We start from the raw sequence: 25,485 nt of genomic DNA on the forward strand, positions 1-25,485 counted from the left end.
GAACAAGAGTCTCCCCAGGTGCGGAAATTCGAAAGACGCCTCCATTGCTGTCGGGTGGGTCCGAGGCAACATTCCCACCATGCGCACGCCGTCCGAAATCCAGCCGATAGCCTTCGATCCGTTCGGCGAACCCGTCGCGGACGGCGTCGCCCGCGCCTGCCCGGAGGTTTCCGGCGACCGGACCGCCCGGCGTGTCGGCGGTGCCGTGTTTTGGACGCTTGCCCTGGTGATCCTGGCCGGACGCATCTACGCCTACGACATGCCGGTGGTGCAGGATGTCGCCGCACACGCCGTCCAGATGCTGGCCCTGCGCTGAGGGTGTTGGCCAGATTTCAGGGTCGCTGTGCTGCGCTCTGTTGTGCCAAACAGGTGTCCACTCGACAAAGAGCACGTTAACCTGATTTCGTCTTGCCGAATCGCTTGAGCAGACGCTCGCGCTTCAGGCGGGACAAGCGGTCGATCCAGAAGACGCCGTCGAGCTGATCGATCTCGTGCTGGACGACCGCAGCCTCAAAACCCTCCGCGATCTGCTCATGCTTCGCCCCCTCAAGGTCGCGATAGCCGAACCGTATGTGGGCCGGCCGGGTGATCCGTTCCCGCACCCCCGGCATGCTGACGCTGCCCTCCTCATGGGTCGCCGTTTCCGGTGAGGCCCAGAGCACAACCGGGTTCATGTAGACGCGCCGCTCCGTCTCCGGCGACATCCGGATCACCACGACCCGGGCGGGCACGCCGATATGCGGGGCGGTGAGGCCGATGGCGCTGACCTCCAGAAGCGTGTCCCAGACATCGGCCACGAGCGCCGACAGGTCCGGCCCGAACGCCTCGACCGGGGCGGCCGGATGCGAAAGGCGCGGATCCGGGAACAGGACGAGGGGGCGGGCCGGCATGGGCGGTTCACCTGGGACGGTATGGCTGCGGCCTTCCTGCATCGCGGCAGGGCGATAGGGCAATCCGGAGCCCGTGCGACCGGTGCCGTTGGTGCGGAGGAACCGGGAGACCACGCACCGATCTCCTCCAGATTCGCCAAGCCGCCTCAAAAACGCACGGGCCTTGCATCATTCCTGTCGGCGCCACGGGAGTTCATCGCTTGGTCCGGACCGTCTGCCCGCACGATTGCCCCTCCGCCTGCAGCCTCGACGTGCAGGTGGACGACGGACGCGTCGTTTCGGTCCGCGGGGGCGACAATCCCTACACGGCCGGTGTGATCTGCGCGAAGGTCAGCCGCTACGGCGAGCGCGTCCACCATCCGGATCGGCTCCTCCATCCGCTGGAGCGCGTCGGCCCGAAAGGTGGCGGACAATGGCGGCGGATCTCCTGGGACGCGGCGCTCGACCGTCTGACCACGGCCCTCGCCGAGGCGGCGGAACGCTACGGCCCGGAAGCCGTCTGGCCGTACAATTCGGGCGGCACCATGGGCCTCGTCCAGCGGGACGGGATCCACCGCCTGACCCACGCGATGGGCTATTCGCGGCGCAAGCGCACCATCTGCACGGCGATCGCCATCGCGGGCTGGAGCGCCGGGACCGGGCGGATCGCCGGGCCGGATCCCCGCGAGATGGCGCAATCGGACCTGATCGTCGTCTGGGGCGGCAATCCGGTGAGCACCCAGGTCAACGCGATGACCCATATCAGCCGCGCCCGGAAGGTCCGGGGCGCCAAGCTGGTGGTGATCGATCCCTATCGCACCGGCACCGCGGCGGCGGCCGACCTCCACCTCGCCCCCCGGCCGGGCACCGACGGGGCTCTGGCCTGCGCGGTGCTCCACGTCCTGTTCCGCGACGGTTATGCGGACCGGGCCTACCTCGCCGCCCATGCCGAGGATACGGCGGCGCTCGAGGCCCATCTGGCCGCGCGCACGCCCGAATGGGCGGCGGCGATCACCGGCCTGGATCCCGCCGCCATCGAGGCCTTCGCGGCGCTCTACGGCCGGACGCCGCGCAGCTACATCCGCTGCGGCTTCGGCTTCACCCGCAGCCGCAACGGCGCCGTGAACCTCCACGCGGTGACCTGCCTGCCGACCGTCACCGGTGCGTGGCAGCATGAAGGTGGCGGCGCGCTCTGGCAGCAGGCGGCGATCTTCAACTGGGACAAGACCCTGACGGAGGGGCTCGACGTCAAGGCGCCGGGCGTGCGCGAGCTCGACATGAGCCGGCTCGGCGCCATCCTGGCCGACGATGCCGACGCCCTGCAGGGCGGGCCGCCGGTGCGCGCCATGCTGATCCAGTCGGCCAACCCCGCCGTCTCGGCCCCTGATAGCGCCCGGGTGCGCGCCGGGCTGGCGAGACCGGACGTGTTCGTGGCCGTGCACGAGCAGTTCATGACCGAGACCGCGGCGCTGGCCGACCTCGTCCTGCCGGCCACCACCTTCCTGGAGCACGACGACATCTACGGGGCCGGCGGCCACAGCCACATCCAGGCGGGGCCGGCGATCCTGACGCCGCCGGGGGAGTGCCGCTCGAACCACACGCTGCTGTCGGCGCTCGCCGCCCGGCTCGGGGCGGACCACGCGGGCTTCCAGCTGAGCGCCCGCGAACTCGCCGACGCCACGCTGGCCCGCTCGGGCTGGGGCGGCCTCGACCGGCTCGATGCGGCGGGCTGGATCGATGCGCAGCCGGATTTCGCCGAGAGCCACTTCCTCACCGGATTCGGCCATCCAGGCGGGCGCTTCCGCTTCGCCCCCGACTGGGCGGCGCTCGGCCCCCGCGCGGCCGGGATGCCGGTCCTGCCCGATCACTGGCCGGTGGCCGAGCCCGCCGATGCGGATCACCCGTTCCGGATGATCGCACCACCGGCCCGCCAGTTCCTCAACACGACCTTCACCAACGTGCCCGAGTCGCTCCGCCGGGAGGGGCGGCCGACCTGCCTGCTTCATCCGGAGGACGGGGCGCGGCTCGGGATCGCCACGGGCGACGCCATCGAGATCGGGAATGTCCGTGGCCGGGTGCGGCTGCATGCCCGCCTCGCCGAGGGGCAGCAGCCGGGCGTCGTGGTGGTCGAGAGCCTGTGGCCGAGCGCGTCGTTCGGCGGTGGCAGCGGGATCAACACGCTGGTCGGATCCGCCCCGGCGGCGCCCAACGACGGCGCCGCCTTCCACGACACCGCCGTCTGGGTCCGGGCTGCCTGAGCCCCAGTCCTCGTTTCGAAAGGTCGAGACCTTTCGTGGGTCCACGGCAGAGCCCTGCAAAGCATCTCAGGGCTCTGCCCTGAGAACCCGCCAAAGGGCTGAAGCCCTCTGGAAACCCGGTTCTCGAATGGGCGCTCAGCCTTTCTTCACGTTCCAGAACACCGGCACGCCGTCGAGCACCCCCGTCAGGGTCGGCTTGTACGAGGTCTGGTTGAAGTATTGGCCGAGCGGCAGGTAGGGCAGGTCGATGAAGGCCTGGCGCTGGAGATCAGCCGCGAGCGCCTTGCGGGCGGCGGTGTCGGGGGCGTCGAGCCATTGATCCCGCAGAGCCTCGATCCGCGCGCTGGTCGGCCAGCCGATCGGCGCGGTCTGGCCGGTCCCCCGCAGGAAGGCACTGACGGCCGGGTTGGCCTGATCGAGCCCCGCCCAGAAGGTGCAGAAGGCGCTCCAGCCGCCCTGGGCGACCGGGTCCTTCTTGGCCCGCCGCTGCACCACCGAGCCCCAGTCCATGATCTGGTAATCGACGTTGAAGCCCGCGCGGGTGAGCATGTCGGCGGCGACATCGGCCATCGCCTTCAGGCTCGGGAAGTCGGAGGCGCCCATCAGCACGACCTTCTCGCCCTTGTATCCGGCCGCCGCCAGCGCCTTCTTGGCGCCTTCGTAGTCGCGCTTGGCTGTCAGGACGTCGAGCCCGACATCGCTCGCCATCGGCAGGCCGGGGCAGAAGAAGCCGGTCGGCACGTGGGTCAGCTTGGGGTCGGTGCCGGTCACAGCCTGCATGACGTCGGTCTGATCGACCACCTTCAGCAGCACCTGCCGGATCGCCGGGTTGTCGAAGGGCGGCTGAAGCTGGTTCATCCGCAGGCAGCCGATCAGGCCGGTCGGGTCGGCGATCCGCGTCGTCAGCTTGGAGAGCGTCGGCACGAGGTCGGCCGGCGGCTGCTCCCACCAATCCATCTCTCCGGTCTGCATGGCCGAAGCGGCGGTGGCCTGATCGGGGATGACGTTCCACTCGACCCGGTCCACGAACACGCGCTTGGGACCGGAGGTCCATTGCGGTTCCCCACCCTCGCGGGGGACATAGCCAGCAAATCGCTCGTAGACGACGCGGGCGCCGACCACGCGCTCGTCGGCCTTGAAGCGGAACGGCCCGCTGCCGACCATCTCGGTCACCTGGGTGAACGGGTCGGTCTTGGCGAGCCGCTCCGGCATGATGGCGCAGATCGCTGAGGCGACCTTGCCGAGCGCGTCCGGCAGCAGCGGGAAGGGCTTTTTCAGGCGGAACTGAATCGTCTTGTCATCCGGCGCGGAGAGTTCGTCCGTATAGGCCATGAGCGTCTGGCCCATGGCGTCGCGCTTGCCCCAGCGGGCGATGCTCGCCACGCAATCCCGGGCGAGCACCGGGCTGCCGTCGTGGAACATCAGCCCGGGCCGGAGGGTGAGCCGCCAGAGCGTGCCGTCGTTCTCCACCGTATGCCCGGCCACCATCTGGGGCTGGGCGCTGTAGCTGGCATCGGTGCCGTAGAGCGTGTCGAACACCGCAAGCCCGTGGTTCCGGGTGACGTAGGCGGTCGTCCAGATCGGATCGAGTACCGTCAGGTCGGCCTGCGGGATGAACTTGAGGACCCGCGCGGCCGTGCCCTGCGCCAACGCCGGGGCGGCCAGCGCCGCGCCCGACAGGGCCATGAAGGATCGTCTGTTGAGCATGCCAGCCTGTCCACCCGGTGAGGTCCACGGCAGCGTAGCATGCCCCGGGCCAGGAGAGGCAGGAACGGCCCGCAGGCTGTAACAGGCCGCCCGTCCCGCTGCGCAAACGGCGCCTCGCGCGGCGGGACGGGCGTCAGAAGCACTTTATTCGACCCGATATGAGCGCATGTTTCCGACGGCCGGTGGCATGGACAAGGTTTTGTCAACAGAAAGACTTTATTGACTTCCACACGGCCGGGGTGGTCGCGCGCGGCCAATCAGGACGTCCCTCGGGCGTGGATCCGGTCGGCGAGACACAGCCGCCGTGCCGGTCCGATGACCGGACAGGCTTCTCCAGGATCACGTCACGCCATGAATTTCACGGTCTCCGCGCGTGTCTCCGCGCGCCGGTTCGCCTATCAGCACGCATCCGTCCTCAACGCCCTGGACCAGGGCATGAGCTTGATCGCCGCCGGCATGGCCGACGTGACGATCACCGACGGGAACGGCCGGACCCGGTCGCCGGCGGCCCTCTATCAATCCCTGTTCGGCGGCAGCCGCGCCGGTGCGCCGCAGGGCGCGGCGGCCGCCGGGGTGCTGCAGGCCGCCTGATCAGACCAAGGGTCGTGCCCGATCGGGTTTCAATCGCGCACGGCCCTAAACCCGCGTTTTGGCGCACCCCCTTGCGCCGAACCGGTGTTCACTTCGGCGACGGGCGCTCTCATCCCGGCGTTCCATCGGGGTCGTCACGACTGACCTTGTGAACAAAGAAATTCGGCGGATACGGAATCGTGTTTCTGGACATTCCGTGAGATCAGGCATAACCTAAGAGTGTTCGCGCCGCCGACGTTTCGGTTCGAATGCTTCCAAGGATCGCTGTACATGAAGCGCCGTAGCGCGCGGCCATTTATGGTCGAAGTCAAGAACGCCCGGACCCCCCGCACTGCTCTGAGAGATGTCGAGCCGCAGGCGCGACCCGACAAGGTTCTCTGGCCGGAGCTGGTCCAGGCGGCAGAGCCGAAGCCGAGGCCGGTGCTGCCGGCCCTCGATGCGGCGCCAGCCCCGGGGCTGAAGGAGCCGGATGCCCCGGCCCGTCGCGTCCTGCCGAGCCTCGTGCCCATGTTCCAGAACACGGACGAGCCGGAGCCGGAGCCCGCGATCGAGCCGCGGCGGACGCGGACCCGCCGCGAGAAGGCCCCCGCGGTCACGCCGGCGGTCCGGACGTCTACGCCGGTCGAGCCGCTGCCAGAGATCCGCGCCGCTGCGATCCAGCCCGAGGCTGGTCCGTCGAAGCCGCTCGCTGCGGATCCAGCCGGGCCCGAACGGGGCACGCCGCCGCGGCCCGCGGCCTGGCGTCGGACGAAGGAGCTCCGGCTCGGCGAACGCTGGAAGCGGCGGCTCCCGCCCTATCTCCGCTGAGACGAATGCGGGCCGTGCGACGGCCTTGGCCGTTCTTGCGGCGGCCGGCAGTCGACTCTCAGGATCGCATTACGCGCAACGGTGTTCGCCCTCGACAGGCGGCGAGTTCTCCCGGCGCCCGCGACCGATCACCCAAGTTCACGCCGCCGCCTGCAGGGGCATCGAACCGCCGGCCAAGCGCGAATTGCGGTATCGCGCATCATCCGTGACTTCGCACTCGACCCACGGCGGAAAGATCACCGGCTGATCCTCGCGCTCGAGTTCGATCTCCGCCAGGATCAGGCCCGCCAGCGCGCCGCCGAATACATCGACGTCCCAGACGGCTCCGGCATGCACGACCCGGAAGCGCGTCTTCTCCAGACGCCGGCTGGCCGGCACGCCCGCCAGCAGCGCCACGCCGTCCGCCCGGGGGATCGCGAACTCGACCTCTTCGCGGGATGTGCCGCGCCGCGGGCTTTTCCACGTCACCAGCATAAGCTGGCCCGCTTGGCGGATGCGGATCGTGTTGGCGGCATCGGTGTAGAGATAGCCCTGAATCAGCGGCGTCCCCGACCGGCAGTGCGTCAGCACAGCCGGGCTCGCGATGAATTTGCGCTCGATTTCGACAGCCATGCTGCGACTCTGGGTCGTTGAACCCTGGAACTTTCGCCGACAAATCATCGCGCCGCAAGCACGCTGTCCGATCCTGAGGATCGCGTGACAAGCACGGCTCTTTGCGCATTGGAACGTGATGCAAAACCGCATTTATCAACTATGTAAAGGCGGTGGGAGATCAAAGATTGCAGAATCGCTACCGGAAAACTCATTCCTCATACCCGCGAGATCATCGCTGAAAACGGAATCAAAAAGCCCGAGTCTGAAGAAACGACTCCGGAAGGCGCGGGCCAAGCCGCTTAAGCAGGTTGCGGCGCTGCCGTTCCGGGTCGGCCCGGACGGCCGGATCGAGGTGCTGCTGATCACCTCGCGGGATACCGGGCGCTGGATCATACCCAAGGGCTGGCCGATGATCGGCCGCAAGGCGCATCAGGCCGCCGCGCGTGAGGCGTTCGAGGAGGCCGGTCTGACCGGACAGATCGCAGCCGATCCGGTCGGCTGGTACCGCTACGAGAAGCGCCTTACCCAAGGGCGCGCGTTGCCCTGCAAGGTGCGCGTCTATCCGCTCCGGGTCGAGATCGAGCACCCACACTGGCCGGAGCAGGCGCAGCGGACACTCCGGTGGTTCGCGCCGGAGGATGCGGCACGCCTGGTCCACGAGGACGACCTTCGGCGTCTGCTCGCGGACTTCACCGCCGGACCTCGCCGCAGCCAAGTTTGAGGATCCGTGGCGCGAGTTGCATATTCCCGTAGCGGTGTGCAACTTCTGATTAGTATTCGATGCGTAACCTGCCGGACAATACCGCCGGTTGGATTGCCTCGATGTACCGTGCCTTCACCTGCTTGACCGAAGAGCACACCGCCTGGGTGGTGGTCCTTGCCGCCAGCGTGTGCTGGATCACCTGCTTGGTCGCGCTGAAGCTCGAACAGCGGGTCCGGACCCGCACCAACGGCTCCGACCTGATCTGGCTCCTGGCGGCCGGATTCTCGATCGGCTCCGGGATCTGGAGCACGCATTTCATCGGCATGCTGGGCTACGATCCCGGCGTGGTCCTGGGCTACGAGCCACGGACCACATTGCTCTCGCTCGTCGTCGCCATCGCGGCCGCCTCGGCGGCGTTCCTGTTCGCGCGATCGGGCTCGTCCGCGGAACCTTCGACGCGGCCGTCGGCCTGGGCAGGCGCGGGTGCGGGCCTCGTCCTCGGCCTCGGCATCGCCTGCATGCACTTCCTCGGCATCGCGGGAGTGCGGCTGCCCGGGCATTTCACCTGGGACGGCGCGCTCGCCGGCACCGCCATCGTGGCGGGCGTGCTCCTGGCGGCGGCCGGCATGGCGGTCCATGTCCGCGGCACCGACGGTCTCACCCGGGCGGCGGCGGCCACGATCCTGACGCTGGCGATCGCGCTGCTTCACTTCCTGGCCATGGCGGCGATCCAGGTGGTGCCGGATCCGGCCCTGGCTGTCCCGCAGCTCGGCCTCGACCGCCGCGTGCTGGCCGGGGTGATCGCCGCCGTGATGGCGGTGATCCTGGGCTTCGGCGCCCTGACGCTGATGCTGGACCGCCTGCACAGCATGAACGTCGCGCTGGCCCGCCAGGGCCGCATGCTTCAAGAGAAGACCCGGCTGCTGGACGAAGCCCTCGACAGCATGGACCAGGGGCTCATCAAGGTCGATGCGGGCGGCATCGTGCGCGTGTGCAACGAGCGGGCGCTGGCGCTGCTCGATCTGCCGCGGGCGATGATGCAGGCCCAGCCGAGCTACCGGGCGGTCCTGCGCTATCAGGCCGGCCAGCGGGAGCGGAACCGCACCGACCGGGCCTTCCGCGCCTGGGTGGCGCGCAGCGAAGCGGGGCAGGCTCATGTTCACGAGCGCGCGCGCCCGAACGGCCGCGTGCTCGAAGTCCGCACCGTGCCCCTGGCGGATGGCGGTTTCGTGCGGACCTTCACCGACATCACCAAGCGCAAGGCCGCCGAGGCCGAGGTGGCGCGCCTCGCCCGCCACGACGTGCTCACCGGTCTGCCGAACCGGGCCCCGTTCCACGAGACCGTGGAGCGGAGTCTGGCCGACATCGCCCAGCATGCGGGTGATTGCGCGGTCCTGTACCTCGATCTCGACGGGTTCAAGGGCGTGAACGACAGCCTCGGCCATCAGGCCGGGGACGCGCTTCTGCGGCACATCGCGGGCGCCCTCGTGAGCGTTGCCGGGGCCGGGGCTGTGGCCCGCTTGGGGGGCGACGAGTTCGCCGTGCTAACCCCCGGCGGGTTCGCGGAGGCTGGTGCCCTGGCCGAGCGCCTCATCGCGCTGTTCGACCATCCGCTCTGCGTGGGTGAGCACCGGATCGGCGTCGGCCTCAGTGTCGGCATCGCGCTCGCCCCCGAGCACGGCATGGCGGCGGAGTGCCTGTACCGGCGCGCCGACCTCGCCCTCTACCGGGCCAAGGCCGAGGGGCGCGGCACGTTCCGCGTCTTCACGCCCGCCATGGACGAGGAGGCGGAGGCGCGCCGGGTGCTGGAGCGCGACCTGCGCCAAGCCATGGATGAGGACGGGCTCAGCCTCCACTACCAGCCGCAGGTGGACGGCCGGACCGGCGCGCTGATCGGGTTCGAGGCGCTTCTGCGTTGGGTCCACCCGGTGCGCGGCAACATCGCGCCGGACGTCTTCGTGCCGCTGGCCGAGGAGACCGGGCTGATCGTCGCGCTGGGCGAGTGGGTGCTGCGCGCGGCCTGCCGCGAGGCCGCGGGGTGGGCGCAGCCCCTGAAGGTCGCCGTCAACCTCTCGCCGCGGCAGTTCCAGAGACCCGAACTGCCCGAGCGGGTCCTGGCCATCCTGGCGCAGACCGGTCTGGCGCCCGGCCGCCTGGAACTTGAGGTCACGGAAAGCATCATCATCAACGACATGGACCGGGCCGTGGGCATCCTCCGGCGCCTGAGGAACTACGGCATCCGGATCAGCATGGATGATTTCGGGACCGGCTACGCGTCGCTGGCCACCCTCCAGGCCTTCCCGTTCGACAAGCTCAAGATCGATCGCTCCTTCGTGGCCCAGATCGGCTCGGAGCCGCAGGCGGCCGTGATCGTGCGGGCCGTGCTCGGCCTCGGCCGCAGCCTGGGCATGGGAGTGGTGGCCGAGGGCGTCGAGACCGAGGCGCAGCGGGCGTTCCTCGCCGAGGAAGCCTGCGGCGAGATGCAGGGCTACCTGTTCGGCAAGCCGCGCCCGATCGCCGACTACGCCACAGAGCTCGAACCCACCGCCGACATGGTTGCCCGGGCCGCCCCCCGCCTCACGCGGGTTGGCTGACGCCGTCGCAGCGGGAACCGAGGCGGCATCCCGCCGTTGGTTCAGCAGATTGGATCGTTTCTAAGTTTTGAACGGTCTGCTGAAACGACGCCCGGACGACCCTGCGGTCGCCGGTCCCACGGGAGCCTGATCATGAACGCCAAGTGCGAGACCTGCCGGTTCTTCGACGAGCACAAGGGCAACGGCGCCATCGCGCAGAACGATGCCGGCCTGTGCCGCTTCAACCCGCCCGTCAGCCAGCCTGCGCCCGAAGCGAAGGGGCTCTGGCCCGTGGTCGCCTCCGCGGATTGGTGCGGCCACTACACCCCCGAGATGACCGCGGCCGAGTAAGCGCTGCGCACGGATGGCGGATGGGGCCGGCCTTCGGGTCGGCCCTTTCCTTTGGCCACACGCCTTCGATGGCCGCGACGGATGGGCCCAGCTTTGTCCGAACCCCTGATCGTCGCGCGTCCGCCGCCTACCTTGGAGCCGATCCAGGGTGTTAACGTTGCCCTCAGGCACTCCGTTTCGCGACCGGCCGAGTCGGCCGGAGCCCAGCGATGCACCGCCTGCACAGTTCGATCTGAACCGGAGAGATTTTGATGGTGGGAGCCACCGCCACGGCGGCCGCGACACGAACCGACGAGCCAGTCCTCGCCACAGTCACCTTCACGGTGAACGGGCAGCGCCGCGAACTCGAACTCGACACCCGCACCAGCCTGCTCGATGCCGCCCGCGAGCACCTGCACCTGACGGGCTCCAAGAAGGGCTGTGACCACGGCCAGTGCGGCGCCTGCACGATGATCGTCGATGGCCGGCGCATCAACGCCTGCCTGACGCTGGCAATCATGCATCAGGGCGCCGAGATCACCACGATCGAGGGCCTCGGCCAGCCGGACCACCTGCATCCGATGCAGGCCGCGTTCGTGAAGCATGACGGCTACCAGTGCGGCTACTGCACGCCGGGCCAGATCTGCTCGGGCGTCGCCGTCCTCGAAGAGATCAAGGCCGGCATCCCGAGCCATGTCACCGCCGACCTCGAGGCCACGCCCCAGGTCACCGAAGCCGAGATCCGCGAGCGCATGAGCGGCAACATCTGCCGCTGCGGCGCCTATTCCAACATCGTCGAGGCGATGACCGAGGTCGCGGGAGCGCGGGCATGAAGTCCTTCACGTACGAGCGTCCCAGCTCCCCCGCCGAGGCCGCCGCCGCGGTCGCCCGCACGCCGGAGGCGAAGTTCATCGCCGGCGGCACCAACCTCCTCGACCTGATGAAGCTGCAGATCGAGACCCCGCGCCACCTCGTGGACGTGAACGGGCTCGGCCTCGACACGGTGGAGCCGACAGACGAGGGCGGTCTGCACATCGGCGCCCTGGTGCGCAACACAGATCTCGCCGCCCATCCGCGGGTGCGCACGGATTACGGCGTCCTCGCCCGCGCGCTTCTCGCCGGCGCCTCCGGCCAGTTGCGCAACAAAGCGACCACCGCCGGCAACCTGCTCCAGCGGACCCGCTGCCCGTACTTTTACGACACCGCGCAGGCCTGCAACAAACGCCAGCCCGGCTCCGGCTGCTCGGCGCTGGACGGCGTGAGCCGCCAGCTCGCGGTGATCGGCGGCAGCGAGGCCTGCATCGCCACACATCCCGGCGACATGGCGGTGGCCATGCGGGTGCTCGACGCCACCGTCGAGACGATCGACGCCGCTGGCGCCGCGCGAAAAATCCCGATCGCCGAGTTCCACCGCCTGCCCGGCGACGAGCCGTCCCGCGACACGAACCTCGCGCCCGGGGAACTGATCACCGCGGTGACGCTGCCGAAGCCGGTTGTTGGGACGCACATCTACCGCAAGGTCCGCGACCGGGCGTCCTACGCCTACGCGCTGGTCTCGGTGGCGGCGATCCTGGGCAAGGACGGCAGCGGCCACGTCGCCTTCGGCGGCGTCGCCCACAAGCCCTGGCGGGTCGAGGCGGCCGAGGCCGACCTGCCGAAGGGCGCCAAGGCAGTGACAAGCCGGGTTTTCGCCGACGCCAAGCCGACCCACGAGAACGCCTACAAGCTGACGCTCGCCGAGCGGACACTCAGCGCGGCGCTCAACCAAGCGAGGGCCTGAACCATGAAGTTCGATACCCAAGCCGGCCCGAACCCGATCGACCGCCTCAAGGTCGTGGGCCACGCCACCGACCGGATCGATGGCAAGTACAAGACCACCGGTACCGCGCCCTACGCCTACGAGCGCCACGACGTGGCGCCGGACGCCGCCTATGGCTACGTGCTGGGCTCGTCCATCGCCAAGGGCCGGGTGCGAAGCATCGACACCGCGTCGGCCCGGCAGGCCCCCGGCGTGATCGCGATCGTCACCACCCTCAACACCCCCCGGGTCGAGCGCGGCGTGATGAACGTCGCCTACCTGTTCGGCGGCGACGTGATCCAGCACTACCATCAGGCCGTCGCGGTCGTGGTGGCCGAGACCTTCGAGCAGGCCCGGGCGGCGTCGTTCCTCGTGACGGTCGATTACGCCCCGGAAGCCGGCGTGTTCGATCTCGCGGCTGCCGCCAAGGATGCCGAGCCGGTCCCGGCCGACAGCGGCGAGGGCAGCGGTGGCAACGGCGAGGAGCGCGTCGGCGATTTCGAGGCGGCGTTCGCGCAGGCGCCGGTCACGCTCGACGCGTCCTACAAGACCGCCGACGAGAGCCACGCCATGATGGAGCCGCACGCCACGGTGGCGGCCTGGGACGGCGAGAAGGTCACGCTCTGGACGTCCAACCAGATGATCGGCTGGGGCCACGGCAGCCTCGCCAAGATGCTGAACCTGCCCAAGGACAAGGTCCGGCTCGACGCCCCCTATGTCGGCGGCGGCTTCGGCGGCAAGCTGTTCGTACGCGCCGACGCGGTGCTGGCGGCTTTGGCCGCGAAGGCCGCCGGGCGCCCTGTGAAGGTCGCGCTGACGCGCCCGCTGATCGCCAACAACACCACCCACCGGCCGGCCACGATCCAGCGGGTGCGGATCGGCGCCACGCAGGACGGCACCATCACGGCGATCGCGCACGAGAGCACGTCCGGCAACCTGCCGGATGGCGATCCCGAGACGGCGGTGAACCAGACCAAGTTCCTCTACGCGGGCAAGAACCGCCTGACCGCCATGAAGCTCGCCCGGCTCGACCTGCCGGAGGGCAACGCCATGCGGGCGCCCGGCGAGGCCCCGGGACTGGCGGTGCTCGAAGTCGCCATGGACGAGATGGCGGAGAAGCTCGGCCTCGACCCCGTGGAGTTCCGCATCCGCAACGACACACAGGTCGTCCCGACCAAGCCGGATCTGCGCTTCTCGCAGCGCGACCTCGTGGGCTGCCTCAAGCTCGGCGTGGAGCGGTTCGGCTGGGCCAAGCGCAACCCGAAGCCCGGCCAGGTGCGAGACGGGCAGTGGCTCGTCGGTCTCGGCATGGCGGCGGCGTTCCGCGACAACATGGTGATGAAGTCGGGCGCCCGGGTGCGGCTCGATGCCGGCGGCACGGTCACGGTCGAGACCGACATGACCGATATCGGCACCGGCAGCTACACGATCATCGCGCAGACGGCCGCCGAGATGATGGGCGTGCCCCTCAATCGTGTGGTGGTCCGCCTCGGCGATTCCGATTTCCCGGTCTCGTCGGGCTCGGGCGGCCAGTTCGGTGCCAATTCCTCGACCGCGGGCGTCTACGCGGCCTGCGTGAAGCTGCGGGAGTCGATCGCCCAAAAACTCGGGTTCAACGCCACCGACGCGGTGTTCGAGGACGGCGAGGTCCGCGCCGGCAACCGCGCCATCCCGCTGGCCCAGGCCGCGGCCGAGGGCGAGCTGGTCGCCGAGGATACGATCGAGTTCGGCGATTTCTCGAAGACGCAGCAGGTCTCGACCTTCGGCGCCCACTTCGTCGAGGTCGCGGTGGACGTCTACACCGCCGAGGTCCGGGTCCGGCGGATGCTGGCGGTCTGCGCAGCCGGGCGGATCCTCAACCCGAAATCGGCCCGCAGCCAGGTGATCGGCGGCATGGTCATGGGCACCGGCGCGGCTCTGATGGAGGAACTGGCGGTCGATACCAAGCGCGGCTTCTTCGCCAACCACGATCTGGCTGGTTACGAGGTGCCGGTCCACGCCGACATCCCGCACCAGGAGGTGATCTTCCTCGACGAGACCGATCCGATGTCCTCGCCCATGAAGGCGAAGGGCGTGGGCGAACTCGGCATCTCGGGGATCGCCGCCGCGGTGGCCAACGCGATCTACAACGCCACCGGCATCCGCGTGCGGGATTATCCGATCACCCTCGACAAGCTGATCGACCGGATGCCGGACGCGGCCTGAACGGCCCGGGAGGGATGCCCCTCCCGGGCCGCCACGACAAAGTGACCGGGCCGGATCGAGCCCGGCCGCGTTGATGCGGCATCTGTCGCTTGGAGATCCTTATGGCGGACGCGTATGCGCCGCGGCCCGCGGTGCTGCTGGTCGAGGATGATCCCGTGCAGCTCATGGAGGCGGCCGCGGCTCTGCGGGAGGCCGGCTACGCGGTGGCCGAGGCATCCACCGTCGAGGCCGCGCAAGCGCATCTGGCAGCCCGGCCGGACCTCGTCGCCATGGTGGCGGATGTCGATCTCGCGGGCGCGCCTCTCACCGGCTTCACCCTCGCCAAGGCGGTGGCGGCGCGCTGGCCCGAACGCGCGATCCTGATCGTATCGGGGTTCGCCTGGCCGGCCGAGGGTGAGGTGCCGATGGGGGCGGGCTACCTGCGCAAGCCATTCACCGCGGATGGGCTCGCGACCGCCCTGCGGGCCGTGCTCACCGCACGCGGCCTGGACATTTCCGACACCGCGCCCGACCTCGGCACCATGGGAAGCGGGCAGGAGGCCCGCTGACGCCGGCCCCCTGATCGCGCCGGCCAACCGTGGCGGGCACCGGTCAGTCGGCGCGCTCGCTCGCCTTCGCAGCGCCGTCATCGGACAGGAGCCAGTCGGGCAGGACCGGGATGACTGCTCCGGCGATCGCGCCGGCGCTTTCCAGGGCCCGTCCCGCCTTCGCCTCGGGGCTCTCCGCCCGGACCTCCGCGAACAACTTGCGGGCCAAGCGATCGAGTTCCTCGTCCGAAAGCTGCTGCCCGTTCGGATCCGCCATCGGAGACCTCCTCGACTCATTCGCTTGTCCCGCGTCGCGGGCCACGTCTAAATAACCCGTCTGCGTCCGGGGTCGGAGTGGTTCAGGTCGCGGAATCACGCGTCGTGGTTAGCCGGCTGTAAGCGGGTTCGCGCGGACGCGGTCTCAGAGCGGAAGCGCCCGGACCCGGCGGGATACGCCGGCGATGATGGTCAACGTCGCGGGTCAGCTCCACGGGCATCGGTCACTGAGGACCGCCCGACGGATGCCCCCATCTCAGCCGGTGCGGCGGCCGCAGCGGATATAGGCGGACGTGCCCCAGGCGCTCGTCCAGGTCAGGCGGTCGCCCTCGACGACGAGGCGGACCTGGGAGGACCAGCGGCGGTCCCGGTCCCCGCATTCGGCCGCCATGGTCCAGGCATTGCCGGAACGGTGTGGGTCGCGGAACGTACAGAGGGTGTCGCCGGCCCTGGCGCGCTCGGGCGTGATCGTGGCCGGCAGGTAACCGTGCCGGCGCGACGGGGCGGCGCAGGCCTCCGCCGTCGGGCCCCAGGTCCCGACATAATCGGCGGCCGGACGAGGCGTCGCGGCTGGAACGGCCGGCTGGGCAGGCGTCATGGGGGCGTGTGCGGAGGCCGCCTCGACCACGGGAGCCGTCGCCGCAGGGACGGCGACGCTCGCCAAGGTGGTCGTCGGATCCTCCGGCCGGACCATTGCCAGCGCCCGGCGCGGCAGATCCTCCGGCGGGTCGAACAGCGGCTCCCCGACCGCCAGGGGCGCCGACATCCGGAACGGCATGTCCTCGGTCAAGTAGGCGGTGCAGTAGGCGAACAGGCCGACCCAGCCGACGGCGAGGAGAATCTGGGGTGTGTAGGAGCGCCGGCCCTCACGCAGAGGTTCGACAGGCGCCACCGCCAGAACGATCGCCGTCACCGAAAATCCTCCGCGCGCCGTCATCGCCGGGTCAGGGCCCGAAACACAGTTTTCGTCACCCATAAGCGACACCGGGCGCCCGCGATCGAGGATTTCTCAGTATCGGGCCAGGGACAGGTTTATTAACGTCCGGTAAATCGTTAACGATGCGTTAACGGTTGATCCAGGGCCGGCTCCGATGCGCGCGGCATGTCCGACGCCCCGTCGGCGCTGACCCGCTGGGCGTGGTGGAACGATCTTGCCCAGCCCCGGCCGGCGGCACTGGACGATGCGGCCCCTGCCTGCCGCCGGAAGTCCTCCGGACGTCAGAAAGCCGTGTCGCGCGTCGCTTCTAGTTTGATCCTGTGAACTGCCAAGTAGAGGGCAAAATATCGCTCGACAGTCTTATTGGATTAAGATTTAGTTAATTCGCCCGGATTGTGGGCGCGATCGAGCTCGTTTCATGGCGTGGACGTCGTTTCGTAACATGCTCTCCTCGTCCGAGGGGGGATCCGAGCCTCAGGGGTCGGCTCATGGATCGGCCCAGTCGGCTTCCCGGCCGGCAACCGAGCCCACGATGCCGCAGGCCCGGACGCGCCTGAACGCCGAGGCGCCGGCTCAGCGGGCTGCCCTGCCGGATCGGGCCCATTCCTCCCTCGACGCCATCGGCAAGCGCGACGAGATGCTGCGGCAGCGCATCGACGCCATGGTCGACCGATTGGAGGACATCCGCTCGCTGCAGGACGATTTCGTGTCGATCCTGGAGCCGATCGTCAGCATCAGCGACGAGCTTCCGCGGGCGAGCATGCGCATCGCCGAGCTGGAGACCTCGCTGGCCCAGGAGTTCCAGACCGGCAAGGCGGTCCGTCTGGAGGCCGCTGAACTCTCGGCCCGCATCTCGATCCTGACCAACGAGTATTCCGAGGCCTCTGCGCGGGTGGCCCGGGCCGAGGAGCAGCTCCACGCCCGCGACGCCGTCCTGGCCGCGCAGGCGATCGAGCTCCGGGACCGGGTGCTGGCCTTCGAGAATCTGGAGCGGCGCCTCGCCGCCGAGATCGAGCAGGGCAAGGCGCTGGTCGCCGAGGGCAAGGCGCTGCGGACGGAGGCCCAGGCCGCCGACAGCGCGCTGACGCGGACGGAGCACGATCTGCAGGCGGCGCGGGAGACCCTGGCGGCCCTTGAACAGGACAACCGGCGGCTGCGAAGCCAGAACGAGGATCAGATCCTGCGCCTCGACGAGCTCGAGTCCCGGTTCCGGACCGTCGAGGGCGCGGTCGAGTCCGAGCGGCAGAAGGCGCGGACGGCCGAGGGCCAGCTCGCGACCGAGGTCGCGAATCGCGCCCGCCTCGAAGCCCAGTTCGAGACCGACACGGCCGCCCTGCGCACCGAGCGCTCGGCGCTCGCCATGAAGCTGGAGGCCGCCGCCAACCGGGCGGACACGAACGAGCAGCTCCTGGGCCAAGCCCGGGCGCAGCTGCGCGAGCGCGACGAGGCCCACCGGCTCGCAGAGCGCAACTTCAAGGAGACCAACATCGCCCGCGTCACCGCGGAGCGGCGTCTGGATACCGTCCAGGAGGATCTCGCCCGGCAGACGGAGCGCTTCGTCGAGATGCAGCGCGCCCGCGGCGACCTCGATGCGCGCTGCGACATGCTGGCCAAGGCGCTCGCCGCCAAGGACGCCGCCCTGGAGCAGGCGGGGACCCGCAACGCCGCCCTGACCGAGCGGATCGAGCAGCTGACCCACCGCCAGGAGGCCGCCCGGATCGAGTTCGAGGCCACCAACCGGCGCCTTGCCGAGGATCTTCAGAACGAGCGCTCGGAGCGGGCCCTGGTGCAGGGCGCCCTCGACATCGCCCGCGAGACCCGGGCGACGCTCCAGAAGCAGTACGAGGCGCTCAAGCGCTCCGGCCGCGGCTGGCGCAAGCCGGACGGGATGGGCGAGGGCCTGCTGCACGAGCCGGCCCTGCCCGCCGAGCGCGGCGAGCCGAGCAACGTGCACCCGTTCGCATCTCCCGGCACGGCCGGTTGATCCGATGCTGACCTGTGAGGGGTTTTCCAACGATGAGCGATAGGGCTTCGATCGACACCGCCTACAACGGCAGCCCGAACGTGATGATGCGCGCGTGGCAGGCGAAGGCGGACGCGTCCCCCGAGAAGGTGGTCAGTTTCATGGGTCTCGAGAGCCGGAACGGGACCTTTGCCACGGCCGATAGCCCGAACGAGGGCGGCCCTACCGTCACCCGCGAATGGGCCTCGGCCGTCGACCTGATCCGCGAGGCCAGCGAGGCCATCCGGGTTGGCGAAGAGCGGGCGGCCGAGCTGGAGGCGCAGCTGGCCCAGGTCGTCGCCCAGGCCGATCTCGAGATCCGGCGCCTGGAGCAGGAGGTCGCCACGGGGGTGCAGAACCTGGCGCGGTCGGAGGAGCGGGTCCGGCTGGCCGAGGTGCGGGCCGCGGAGGCCGAGGAATGGCTCGTGCGTCTCCACGATGCGGCGATCGAGGCCTTCGGCAACCGTACCAGGCCCGCTCCCGTAACCAGCGTGCCCAACGAGACCGAGTAGCCTCGGTCCTCGTGCGACGATGGCGCAATCGACGACGATAGAGGCCACCGTGATCGCCGAGGCGATACCGCGGGCGCAGGATTCGCACGCGGCTTTCCGGGTCATCGATCCGCGCCTGACCCTCGCGCTGATCCGGCAGGCCGCGGATGAGATCCGCGGCTTCCAGGGGTGGCGCGCCGTCATTCAGCAGCGGGCGAGCGGGCTGTTCCAGCGGCTCTACGAGGAACGCACCGTCAAGGACGCGACGATCCAGGCGCTCGAAGCCGAGCTGTCGCAGATCAACCGGCGGAACGCCGACCTGGAGCGCGCCCTCGCGGAGATCTCCTCCGACTACGAGCGCGTCGTCGTGCGCTGCATGGAGGCCGAGTTCCGCATCATGCAGGCCGAGCACAGGGCCTTCGTGGCCGAGCGGTCGGTGTTCCGGCTTGAGGATCTGCTCGACCGGGTCGGGGACCGCGCCGGGGTCATGGACGGGGACTGATCCCGGCCGCGCCAGCGCGCGCGAACCTTTGACCTGGGTTAGGACTTATCGGGGGATGAGCGGATCAGCCCAGCCCCCGGCGCCCTATGCCCTCGTCGTCGACGACGACGGTTTCATCCGCATGGACGCGATGGACATCCTGTCGGAGGCCGGGTTCCGCACGTTCGAGGCCAGCGACGGCGATAAGGCGATAACGCTGCTCGGCCGGGAGCACGCCCAGATCGTGTTGCTGTTCACCGACGTGCAGATGCCGGGCTCGCGGGACGGTTTTGCGGTCGCGCGCGAGACCTCTGAGCGCTGGCCGCACATCGCCATCGTGGTGGCGTCCGGGCAACTGCAGCCGGGGCCGGGCGACATGCCGGAGGGGGCTCGCTTCATCGGCAAGCCGTTCACCGCCGACATGGTCCACGACCACCTGCGGGAAATGCTCCCCGACGGGCAGAAGCCGGAGCCGCTGCGCCAGTAGGGCAGGGGCCGGGCTGGGACTCTTTCCTCTCCCATTCGGGGAGGAGTTTGGGGATCGCAGATCCCGCGTGGGGCTGGTGCAGAAGGCACCGTCACACGTGATCCTGCACCACCCCCGGCCCCTCCCCACAAGGGGGAGGGAAAAGCGGCCCGTTCGCCGACCCTCAATTCGCCCGGGCGACCTCGACGAGATTGTCCGAGAAGGATGGGGCGTGGCCCATGTCGGTGAAGGCGCCGGACGAGATGCTGTTGACCGTCCCCTCGTTGAGCTGGCGCCAGTAGCCGAGCGTCGCCACCACGATGCCGGCCTTCACGTCGTCGGTGATCCGCGCGACGCCCTTGAAGGCGCCGCGGTCGTTGCCGACCTTGACCCGGTCGCCGTCCCGGATGCCGCGCGCGTCGGCATCGTGCTGGCTGATCATCACGAACTGCTCGCCCTGGCCCTTCTGCTTGTCCTCCATGTTGGCGTAGCAGGAGTTCAGGAAGTAGTGGCTCTTGGGCGAGACGATGTTGAGCGGGAAGCGCTTGGCCAGCTCCGGGTCGTTCGTGTGGGACTCGCGCGGGCCGAGGTAATCGGGCAGCGGATCGAGCGCCTCGCCGGGCTGGAAGCCCTCGTACATCTGCCGGAACGGCGGCGCGACGAAATTCGTGGCACCCTCGACCATGAACATGCACTTGCCGGTCGGCGTCGGGAAGTTGCCGTCCTTGTGCGGCGCGCGGTCGTCGGGCGTACCGACCTTCAGGCGGGCGAAGCCGTGCGCGCGCATATAGGCGAGGTCGATGCCCTCGCAGGCCGGGGCGGACCAATCGACGTAGTGCTCCAAGCACTCGCCATCGGTCCACGTGAAGTTCTCTTCTTCGAAGCCGAGCCGGGCGGCGAGCTGGCGGAAGATCTCGTTGTTGGGGATCGCCTCGCCCGGCGCCTCGGCGCACTTGGTGTTGTACGTCAGGTAGAGGTGACCCCAGGACAGGATCATGTCCTCCATCTCGGCGCCCATCGTGGCCGGCAGCAGGATGTCGGCGTAGGAGGCCGTGTCCGAGATGAAGTGCTCGGCCGAGACCATGAACAGGTCCTCGCGCATCAGCCCTTCGACGATCTTGTCGGTCTCGGGCGCCTGCGTGACCGGGTTCGAGTTCCAGCACATCATCGACATGATCGGCGGGTCGAGCTGCATCTCGCCGGTCAGCGCGCGACCGATCTGCAGGTTCGAGACGACGCGGGTGCCCTCCGGGATCAGGTCGGGCCGGCACATCACGTCGAACTTGTAGGGATGCTCCCAGACCCCGAACTGCGTGACGCCGCCGCCGACATGACGCCACGCGCCGGTGAGCGCCGGGATGCAGGTCACCGCCCGGATGGTCTGGCCGCCGCCGTAGTGCCGCTCCAGCGCCACGCCCATGCGGATCGCGGCGGGCTGGGCCGTGGCGAGTTCGCGGGCCAGCGTGCGGATGTCCTCGGCGGGGACCCCGGTGATCTCCGAGGCCCATTCGGGCGTGCGGGTGCTCGCCCGCTCCTTCAGCTCCGCGAAGCCGACCGTGTGGTTGTCGACGTAGTCCTGATCGACGAGGCCCTGTTCGATGATCGAATTGATCAGCGCCATGGCGAGCGCGCCGTCGGTGCCGGGCTTCGGCGCGATGTGCCAGTCGGCCGCCTTGGCGGTGCGGGACGCGTAGGCGTCGATCACCACGACCTTGGCGCCCTTCTTCTGCGCGTCCTTCACGATCGCCCAGTGGTGCAGGTTCGTGCTGACCGAGTTGCAGGCCCAGATCACGATGTACTTGGAGTGGATGTAGCTGTCCGGGTCGAGGCCCGCGGTCGGGCCGACCGTGAGCAGCCACGCGGTGCATGAGCCCTCGCCGCAGAACGTCCGCTCGGTCACCGTGGCGCCCATCCGGTTGAAGAAGGCGTCGCCGCCGTTCAGCCCGTGCACCAGCCCCTGGTTGCCGAGATAGCTGTAGGGCGCGATGGCCTCAGGCCCGTACTGGTCGATGATCGCCTTCCAGCGCGTGACGATGGTGTCCAGCGCCTCGTCCCAGGTGATCCGCTCGAACTGCTTCGACCCCTTCGGCCCGACCCGCTTCATCGGGTAGAGGAGCCGGTCCGGGTGATAGTGGCGCTTCTCGTAGTCCTTCAGCTTCACGCAGAGACCGCCGCGGGTCATCGGGTGATCCGGGTTGCCGCGCACCCCCTGGAGCTGGCCGTCCTTGACGTCGAACAGCATCGAGCACGTGTCCGGACAGTCGTGCGGGCAGCCCCCGAAGAAGGTCTCGGTCAGGCTCTCGGCCTCGGCCACGATCAGGGAGTCCGGCTTGACGATCTCGTTCATGATTCCTCCGCGCACGAGCGTCCAGCCTTCTTGTCGTGCGGGGGCGGCTCAATGCGGATTTATGATGCATTGAATTTCGAACAATTCCAAATCACGTCTCGTTAAAGCTCCTGAGTAGCGCTATCGTGCTGCATAGCCGGCGCTATTCATGCTCGGTGATCGCCCGCCCGGCCATGGGCGAAGGCCGGGTGACGGGATCGATCGTCACCGCGCGTGCGTCTCCCGCCGCGGCCCCGTGGCGTCGCGAACCGCCGCCTGGGGCCCCATCTGGAGAAGACGCTTCTCAATCGCGGGCCCGGATCCGGGCGGCGGTTGCATCCCGCCCACCGGCCTGATTCACATCGGCGGACTCACGTTCCGCCCGCACCGCCACGAGTCCATCGGTCATGCGACACGACACGCTGCGCCTCGGCGCCTTCTTCTACGCCACCGGGCATCATATCGCCGGCTGGCGCCATCCCTCCAGCGAGGCGGATGGCGGCCTCGTCCTCGAGCGCTATGTCGGCTGGGCGCAGAAGGCCGAGGCCGCGAAGTTCGACCTCGTGTTCCTTGAAGACGGGACCGGCATCCGCGACGGCAACCTGCGCTCCAGCGAGCGGACGGCGCGCTCGACCCATTTCGAGCCGGTGACGCTGCTCTCCGCGCTGGCGGCGGTGACGAGCCGGATCGGGCTGGTGGCGACCACCTCGACGAGCTTCAACGAGCCCTACAACGTCGCCCGCCGGTTCGCCTCTCTGGACCATCTCAGCGGCGGCCGCGCCGGCTGGAACCTCGTGACCTCGACCACGGACGCGGAGGCCGCCAATTTCGGCGCCGACCGGATCGCGCGGCACGGCGACCGCTACGAGCGCGCGGAGGAGTTCGTCGACGTCGTCCTCGGCCTGTGGAACACCTGGGACGACGAGGCCGTGGTCATCGACAAGGCATCCGGCCAGTTCTCGAAGCCGGACGGTTTTCGCCCCCTCAACCATCACGGCACGCATTTCGAGGTGCGGGGCCCGCTCAACATCTCGCGCACGCCCCAAGGCCAGCCGGTGCTGGTGCAGGCCGGCGCGTCGGGCCCCGGCAAGGATCTCGCGGCGCGCACCGCCGAGATCGTGTTCACCGCCAACCAGACGCTGGACGAGGCGACAGAATTCTATGGCGACCTGAAGGACCGGATGGGCCGCTTCGGACGTGAGCGCGACGATCTGAAGGTCATGCCGGGCCTGTTCCCCGTCGTGGGACGCAGCGAGGCGGAGGCACGGGCGAAGTTCGAGGCGCTCCAGGACCTGATCGACCCCGTGGTCGGTCTTGCGCTCTTGGAGCGGATGATCGGCGGCTTCGACCTCTCCGGCTACGATCCGGACGGGCCGGTGCCGGAACTGCCTGAGGCCAACGGCGCCAAGTCGCGCCAGCAACTGATGTTCGACCTCGCCCGCCGGGAGGGGCTGACCCTACGCCAGCTCTATCTGCGGATCGCGGGCGCGCGCGGCCACTCGCAGATCGTCGGGACGCCCGCCCAGATCGTGGACGAGATGGAGGAGCGCTTCCAAAAGCAGGGCGCGGACGGCTTCAACATCATGCCGGCGACCCTGCCCGGGGGGCTCGACGACTTCATCGAACTGGTGCTTCCGGAACTCCGCCGCCGCGGCCTGGTCCGCACGGAGTACGAGGGCCGGACCCTGCGCGGCCATCTCGGCACGCGGCCGCCGGCCGGTCAGCCGCTGCGTCAGGGGTGATCGAGCCTGCGGTTCTCGGCGGGAACGCGCGCCGGCCCGGCTTCTCTCCCTCCGCCGCGGATCCCCGGCGTGCGGGGCGCCGGCGACAGGTATATCGAGCCGAACTTGCCGGCCCCGATCAAGCCCACCCGAACGGGCCGCTCTCTCCGGCGCGCTCCGCTGCAGCTTGGCGGATAGGGACATGGCGGACCCTCGCCGGCCTTTCTGCGGTCGATCGGGATCGGGGTCCCGTGCCCGTCGCGTTTGGCCTCGGTTGCTGGCCGGGATTACCAGTTGCGGCCGTCCCCGCCTACGCGACGGCGTGTGCCGCGCTCAATCCGCCCCCGCCGTCATCGTCATCAGCCTTGACCGGTGGACGACCGTGCCCTCGTCCTGCTGGCGGACGGGCCAGGGGAGGTCGAGGGGCGGCCGAGTCGGCTTCAGGGGTTTGGCGCCGGGGATGTCGGCGTTGGCTGCGGCGATCATCGTCGCAAGGGCATCGGGACCTTCGAGCCATGCGGACGGCGCTAGGGCCTGAGGAGCCTGATCGAAGTGCGTCGCGAACGCGATGTCGCCGCCCGGCCGCGTGACGCGGCTGGCCTCGGCGACGAGGCGCGCGGGGTCCGGTACGCAGTCGAGCCCGTTCAGCGCGACGACGAGGCGGAACGTGTTCGCGGCGAACGGGAGGGCCTGGGCATCGGCGATCCAGAAATCCACCCGTTCGGCCTCGGGCGGGAAGTGGTAGGTTTCCCGACGCTCATAGGCGTCGCCGCCGTGCCGGAGCGGGTAGCGCAGCAGGCCCCGATCGAGGATGCCCCGGCCAATCCGCAGCAGGGGCCAGTTCAGGTCCACGCCGAGCACCGGCACGTCGTAGGCGGCCGCCAGATCGAAGCTGGTTCGGCCGGCGGTGCAGCCGATATCGAGCCTCGGGCCGCGCCCAACGCCAAGGTGCCGCAGGGCTTCCGCCAGGCAATGCCGGGCGCGGCCGGGCGGCGGCTCCGCACCGTCCGGCTCGCTTGCGAACAGGTCGCCGTAATGATCGTGGGCGTATCGCGATTGCTGCGCGCGGCTGATGTTGTGGGCCGCGTCCGGCCCGAGCGCCGCACTGATCACCGCCTCGACCGCCGCATCCTCGACATCGCTCGCCAGGACGAGTGGAAGATTCACCGCGAGCCAGCCGCGGACGTCCGGGACCAGGATCGGAACGCCCGCAATGATCGGGAAGCGCTCACCGCACTCCGGATCGAGGCAGCGCAGGACCCCGGACACGACCGCGTTGCTCGTCGCCTGCGCGCCCGGCTCCAGAACCAGCGCGGTGCGGCGGCAGGTCGGGCAGATCGGCTTCAGGGCGTCGAAGTGCAGGCGGCGCATCGGGTCAACCGCCGATCATCGCGGCGGCGCGCTGCCGAGGCGGGGGTACCAAGGCGGGTGCGCTCAGGTTGCGCCAGCGCACGCCACCGGCTCTCCGCAGCACATCAATCGCCATCATTCAGTCGGATCCTGCAATCATTTTAGACCTTCATAAGCCATATCCCACTTTATGGCCAGCTTTAATGGTTTATGTGGGCCGGTTTCGAGAATGGATTGAAAGATATTTTCGCAAAATAAGGATCTTGAAAGCTTCTTTATCTTCCAAAAAAATCGCTCATCGAATATGAGCCAGCGCATAAAATACTTTATTTTTGAACGACAAGCTGTTCCTGCAGAAATTTTCCTGGCGCGCGGTTTGACAGCGGTTGGTTGTTTCGCGAACGCTCAGGTTTCTTCACTGATGCAGTGTCGCGGTTGGCTCCCCCGCAGGCCACGGCTCGTAGGGGGCCCCG

At 69.2% G+C, this 25,485-nt stretch carries 23 protein-coding genes; 16 read left to right on the forward strand and 7 right to left on the reverse strand.

What is annotated here, in order from left to right; translation table 11 throughout:
* Window positions 1-79 precede the first annotated feature (79 nt).
* A complete protein-coding gene (locus OXS27_RS20075; protein ID WP_267358375.1) occupies window positions 80-316 on the forward strand; it encodes a hypothetical protein in 237 nt (78 codons plus the stop codon).
* A gap of 76 nt (window positions 317-392) precedes the next feature.
* Here the strand turns inward: OXS27_RS20075 and OXS27_RS20080 are convergent, their stop codons facing one another.
* The gene (locus tag OXS27_RS20080) at window positions 393-890 is read right to left on the reverse strand and encodes a peptide deformylase (protein ID WP_267358413.1); all 498 of its coding nucleotides are present in this window, start codon (window positions 888-890) and stop codon (window positions 393-395) included.
* A gap of 200 nt (window positions 891-1,090) precedes the next feature.
* Between OXS27_RS20080 and OXS27_RS20085 the strand changes: the two genes are divergently transcribed.
* A complete protein-coding gene (locus OXS27_RS20085; RefSeq protein WP_243921455.1) occupies window positions 1,091-3,127 on the forward strand; it encodes a molybdopterin oxidoreductase family protein in 2,037 nt (678 codons plus the stop codon).
* A 135-nt stretch (window positions 3,128-3,262) separates the two neighbouring features.
* Here OXS27_RS20085 and OXS27_RS20090 read toward each other — a convergent pair whose 3' ends face one another.
* The gene (locus OXS27_RS20090) at window positions 3,263-4,834 is read right to left on the reverse strand and encodes an ABC transporter substrate-binding protein (protein ID WP_243921457.1); all 1,572 of its coding nucleotides are present in this window, start codon (window positions 4,832-4,834) and stop codon (window positions 3,263-3,265) included.
* A 351-nt stretch (window positions 4,835-5,185) separates the two neighbouring features.
* Between OXS27_RS20090 and OXS27_RS20095 the strand changes: the two genes are divergently transcribed.
* Entirely contained in the window at window positions 5,186-5,425 is a 240-nt protein-coding gene (locus OXS27_RS20095; RefSeq protein WP_243921459.1) for a hypothetical protein, read from the forward strand.
* Window positions 5,426-5,695: 270 nt separating this feature from the next.
* Complete coding sequence (locus OXS27_RS20100; RefSeq protein ID WP_267358376.1) at window positions 5,696-6,232, forward strand: hypothetical protein; 537 nt, start codon at window positions 5,696-5,698, stop codon at window positions 6,230-6,232.
* Between the two features lie 138 nt (window positions 6,233-6,370).
* Here the strand turns inward: OXS27_RS20100 and OXS27_RS20105 are convergent, their stop codons facing one another.
* The gene (locus OXS27_RS20105; protein ID WP_267358377.1) at window positions 6,371-6,976 is read right to left on the reverse strand and encodes a CYTH domain-containing protein; all 606 of its coding nucleotides are present in this window, start codon (window positions 6,974-6,976) and stop codon (window positions 6,371-6,373) included.
* A gap of 166 nt (window positions 6,977-7,142) precedes the next feature.
* On the opposite strand from OXS27_RS20105, the gene OXS27_RS20110 reads away from it, so the two are divergent.
* The 7 genes from OXS27_RS20110 to OXS27_RS20140 all read left to right on the forward strand — a co-directional run bounded on the left by OXS27_RS20110 (window position 7,143) and on the right by OXS27_RS20140 (window position 14,983).
* Window positions 7,143-7,547 carry an NUDIX hydrolase gene (locus OXS27_RS20110; protein ID WP_346733084.1) on the forward strand — a complete coding sequence of 135 codons (405 nt, stop codon included), beginning with the start codon at window positions 7,143-7,145 and terminating at the stop codon, window positions 7,545-7,547.
* 101 nt (window positions 7,548-7,648) lie between these two features.
* A complete protein-coding gene (locus OXS27_RS20115; protein ID WP_267358378.1) occupies window positions 7,649-10,123 on the forward strand; it encodes an EAL domain-containing protein in 2,475 nt (824 codons plus the stop codon).
* Window positions 10,124-10,255: 132 nt separating this feature from the next.
* Window positions 10,256-10,453, forward strand: coding sequence for a hypothetical protein (locus OXS27_RS20120; RefSeq protein ID WP_243921467.1), 198 nt, complete (start codon window positions 10,256-10,258; stop codon window positions 10,451-10,453).
* A 251-nt stretch (window positions 10,454-10,704) separates the two neighbouring features.
* Window positions 10,705-11,265, forward strand: coding sequence for an aldehyde dehydrogenase iron-sulfur subunit PaoA (gene paoA, locus OXS27_RS20125; protein ID WP_243921469.1), 561 nt, complete (start codon window positions 10,705-10,707; stop codon window positions 11,263-11,265).
* A complete protein-coding gene (locus OXS27_RS20130; protein ID WP_267358379.1) occupies window positions 11,262-12,212 on the forward strand; it encodes a xanthine dehydrogenase family protein subunit M in 951 nt (316 codons plus the stop codon). Before paoA ends, OXS27_RS20130 begins: the two co-directional genes overlap by 4 nt.
* A gap of 3 nt (window positions 12,213-12,215) precedes the next feature.
* Complete coding sequence (gene paoC / locus OXS27_RS20135; protein WP_267358380.1) at window positions 12,216-14,435, forward strand: aldehyde oxidoreductase molybdenum-binding subunit PaoC; 2,220 nt, start codon at window positions 12,216-12,218, stop codon at window positions 14,433-14,435.
* A gap of 101 nt (window positions 14,436-14,536) precedes the next feature.
* Window positions 14,537-14,983, forward strand: coding sequence for a response regulator (locus OXS27_RS20140; protein ID WP_243921475.1), 447 nt, complete (start codon window positions 14,537-14,539; stop codon window positions 14,981-14,983).
* Window positions 14,984-15,026: 43 nt separating this feature from the next.
* On the opposite strand, the gene OXS27_RS20145 is transcribed toward OXS27_RS20140, so the two are convergent.
* Entirely contained in the window at window positions 15,027-15,239 is a 213-nt protein-coding gene (locus OXS27_RS20145) for a hypothetical protein (RefSeq protein WP_243921477.1), read from the reverse strand.
* Between the two features lie 255 nt (window positions 15,240-15,494).
* Window positions 15,495-16,151, reverse strand: a complete 657-nt coding sequence (locus OXS27_RS20150) for a peptidase inhibitor family I36 protein (protein ID WP_243921478.1) — start codon at window positions 16,149-16,151, stop codon at window positions 15,495-15,497.
* 556 nt (window positions 16,152-16,707) lie between these two features.
* Between OXS27_RS20150 and OXS27_RS20155 the strand changes: the two genes are divergently transcribed.
* Genes OXS27_RS20155 through OXS27_RS20170 form a run of 4 tightly spaced genes read left to right on the forward strand, consistent with a single transcriptional unit; the run spans window position 16,708 to window position 19,636 of the window.
* On the forward strand, window positions 16,708-18,159 hold the full coding sequence (locus OXS27_RS20155; protein WP_267358381.1) for a chromosome partitioning protein ParA: 1,452 nt from the start codon (window positions 16,708-16,710) through the stop codon (window positions 18,157-18,159).
* 32 nt (window positions 18,160-18,191) lie between these two features.
* Window positions 18,192-18,689, forward strand: a complete 498-nt coding sequence (locus tag OXS27_RS20160; protein ID WP_243921484.1) for a hypothetical protein — start codon at window positions 18,192-18,194, stop codon at window positions 18,687-18,689.
* Between the two features lie 19 nt (window positions 18,690-18,708).
* Window positions 18,709-19,170: a hypothetical protein gene (locus tag OXS27_RS20165; protein WP_267358382.1), complete on the forward strand. Its 462-nt coding sequence runs from the start codon at window positions 18,709-18,711 to the stop codon at window positions 19,168-19,170.
* A gap of 55 nt (window positions 19,171-19,225) precedes the next feature.
* Window positions 19,226-19,636 carry a response regulator gene (locus OXS27_RS20170; RefSeq protein ID WP_267358383.1) on the forward strand — a complete coding sequence of 137 codons (411 nt, stop codon included), beginning with the start codon at window positions 19,226-19,228 and terminating at the stop codon, window positions 19,634-19,636.
* A 163-nt stretch (window positions 19,637-19,799) separates the two neighbouring features.
* Here the strand turns inward: OXS27_RS20170 and OXS27_RS20175 are convergent, their stop codons facing one another.
* Window positions 19,800-21,962: a molybdopterin oxidoreductase family protein gene (locus OXS27_RS20175; protein WP_267358384.1), complete on the reverse strand. Its 2,163-nt coding sequence runs from the start codon at window positions 21,960-21,962 to the stop codon at window positions 19,800-19,802.
* A 386-nt stretch (window positions 21,963-22,348) separates the two neighbouring features.
* Between OXS27_RS20175 and OXS27_RS20180 the strand changes: the two genes are divergently transcribed.
* Window positions 22,349-23,683: an LLM class flavin-dependent oxidoreductase gene (locus OXS27_RS20180; protein ID WP_243921491.1), complete on the forward strand. Its 1,335-nt coding sequence runs from the start codon at window positions 22,349-22,351 to the stop codon at window positions 23,681-23,683.
* Between the two features lie 312 nt (window positions 23,684-23,995).
* Here OXS27_RS20180 and OXS27_RS20185 read toward each other — a convergent pair whose 3' ends face one another.
* Entirely contained in the window at window positions 23,996-25,033 is a 1,038-nt protein-coding gene (locus tag OXS27_RS20185; protein WP_267358385.1) for a class I SAM-dependent methyltransferase, read from the reverse strand.
* Between the last annotated feature and the right edge of the window lie 452 nt (window positions 25,034-25,485).

The sequence above is a fragment of the Methylobacterium sp. GC_Met_3 genome, assembly GCF_026540775.1.
GTDB lineage: Bacteria > Pseudomonadota > Alphaproteobacteria > Rhizobiales > Beijerinckiaceae > Methylobacterium.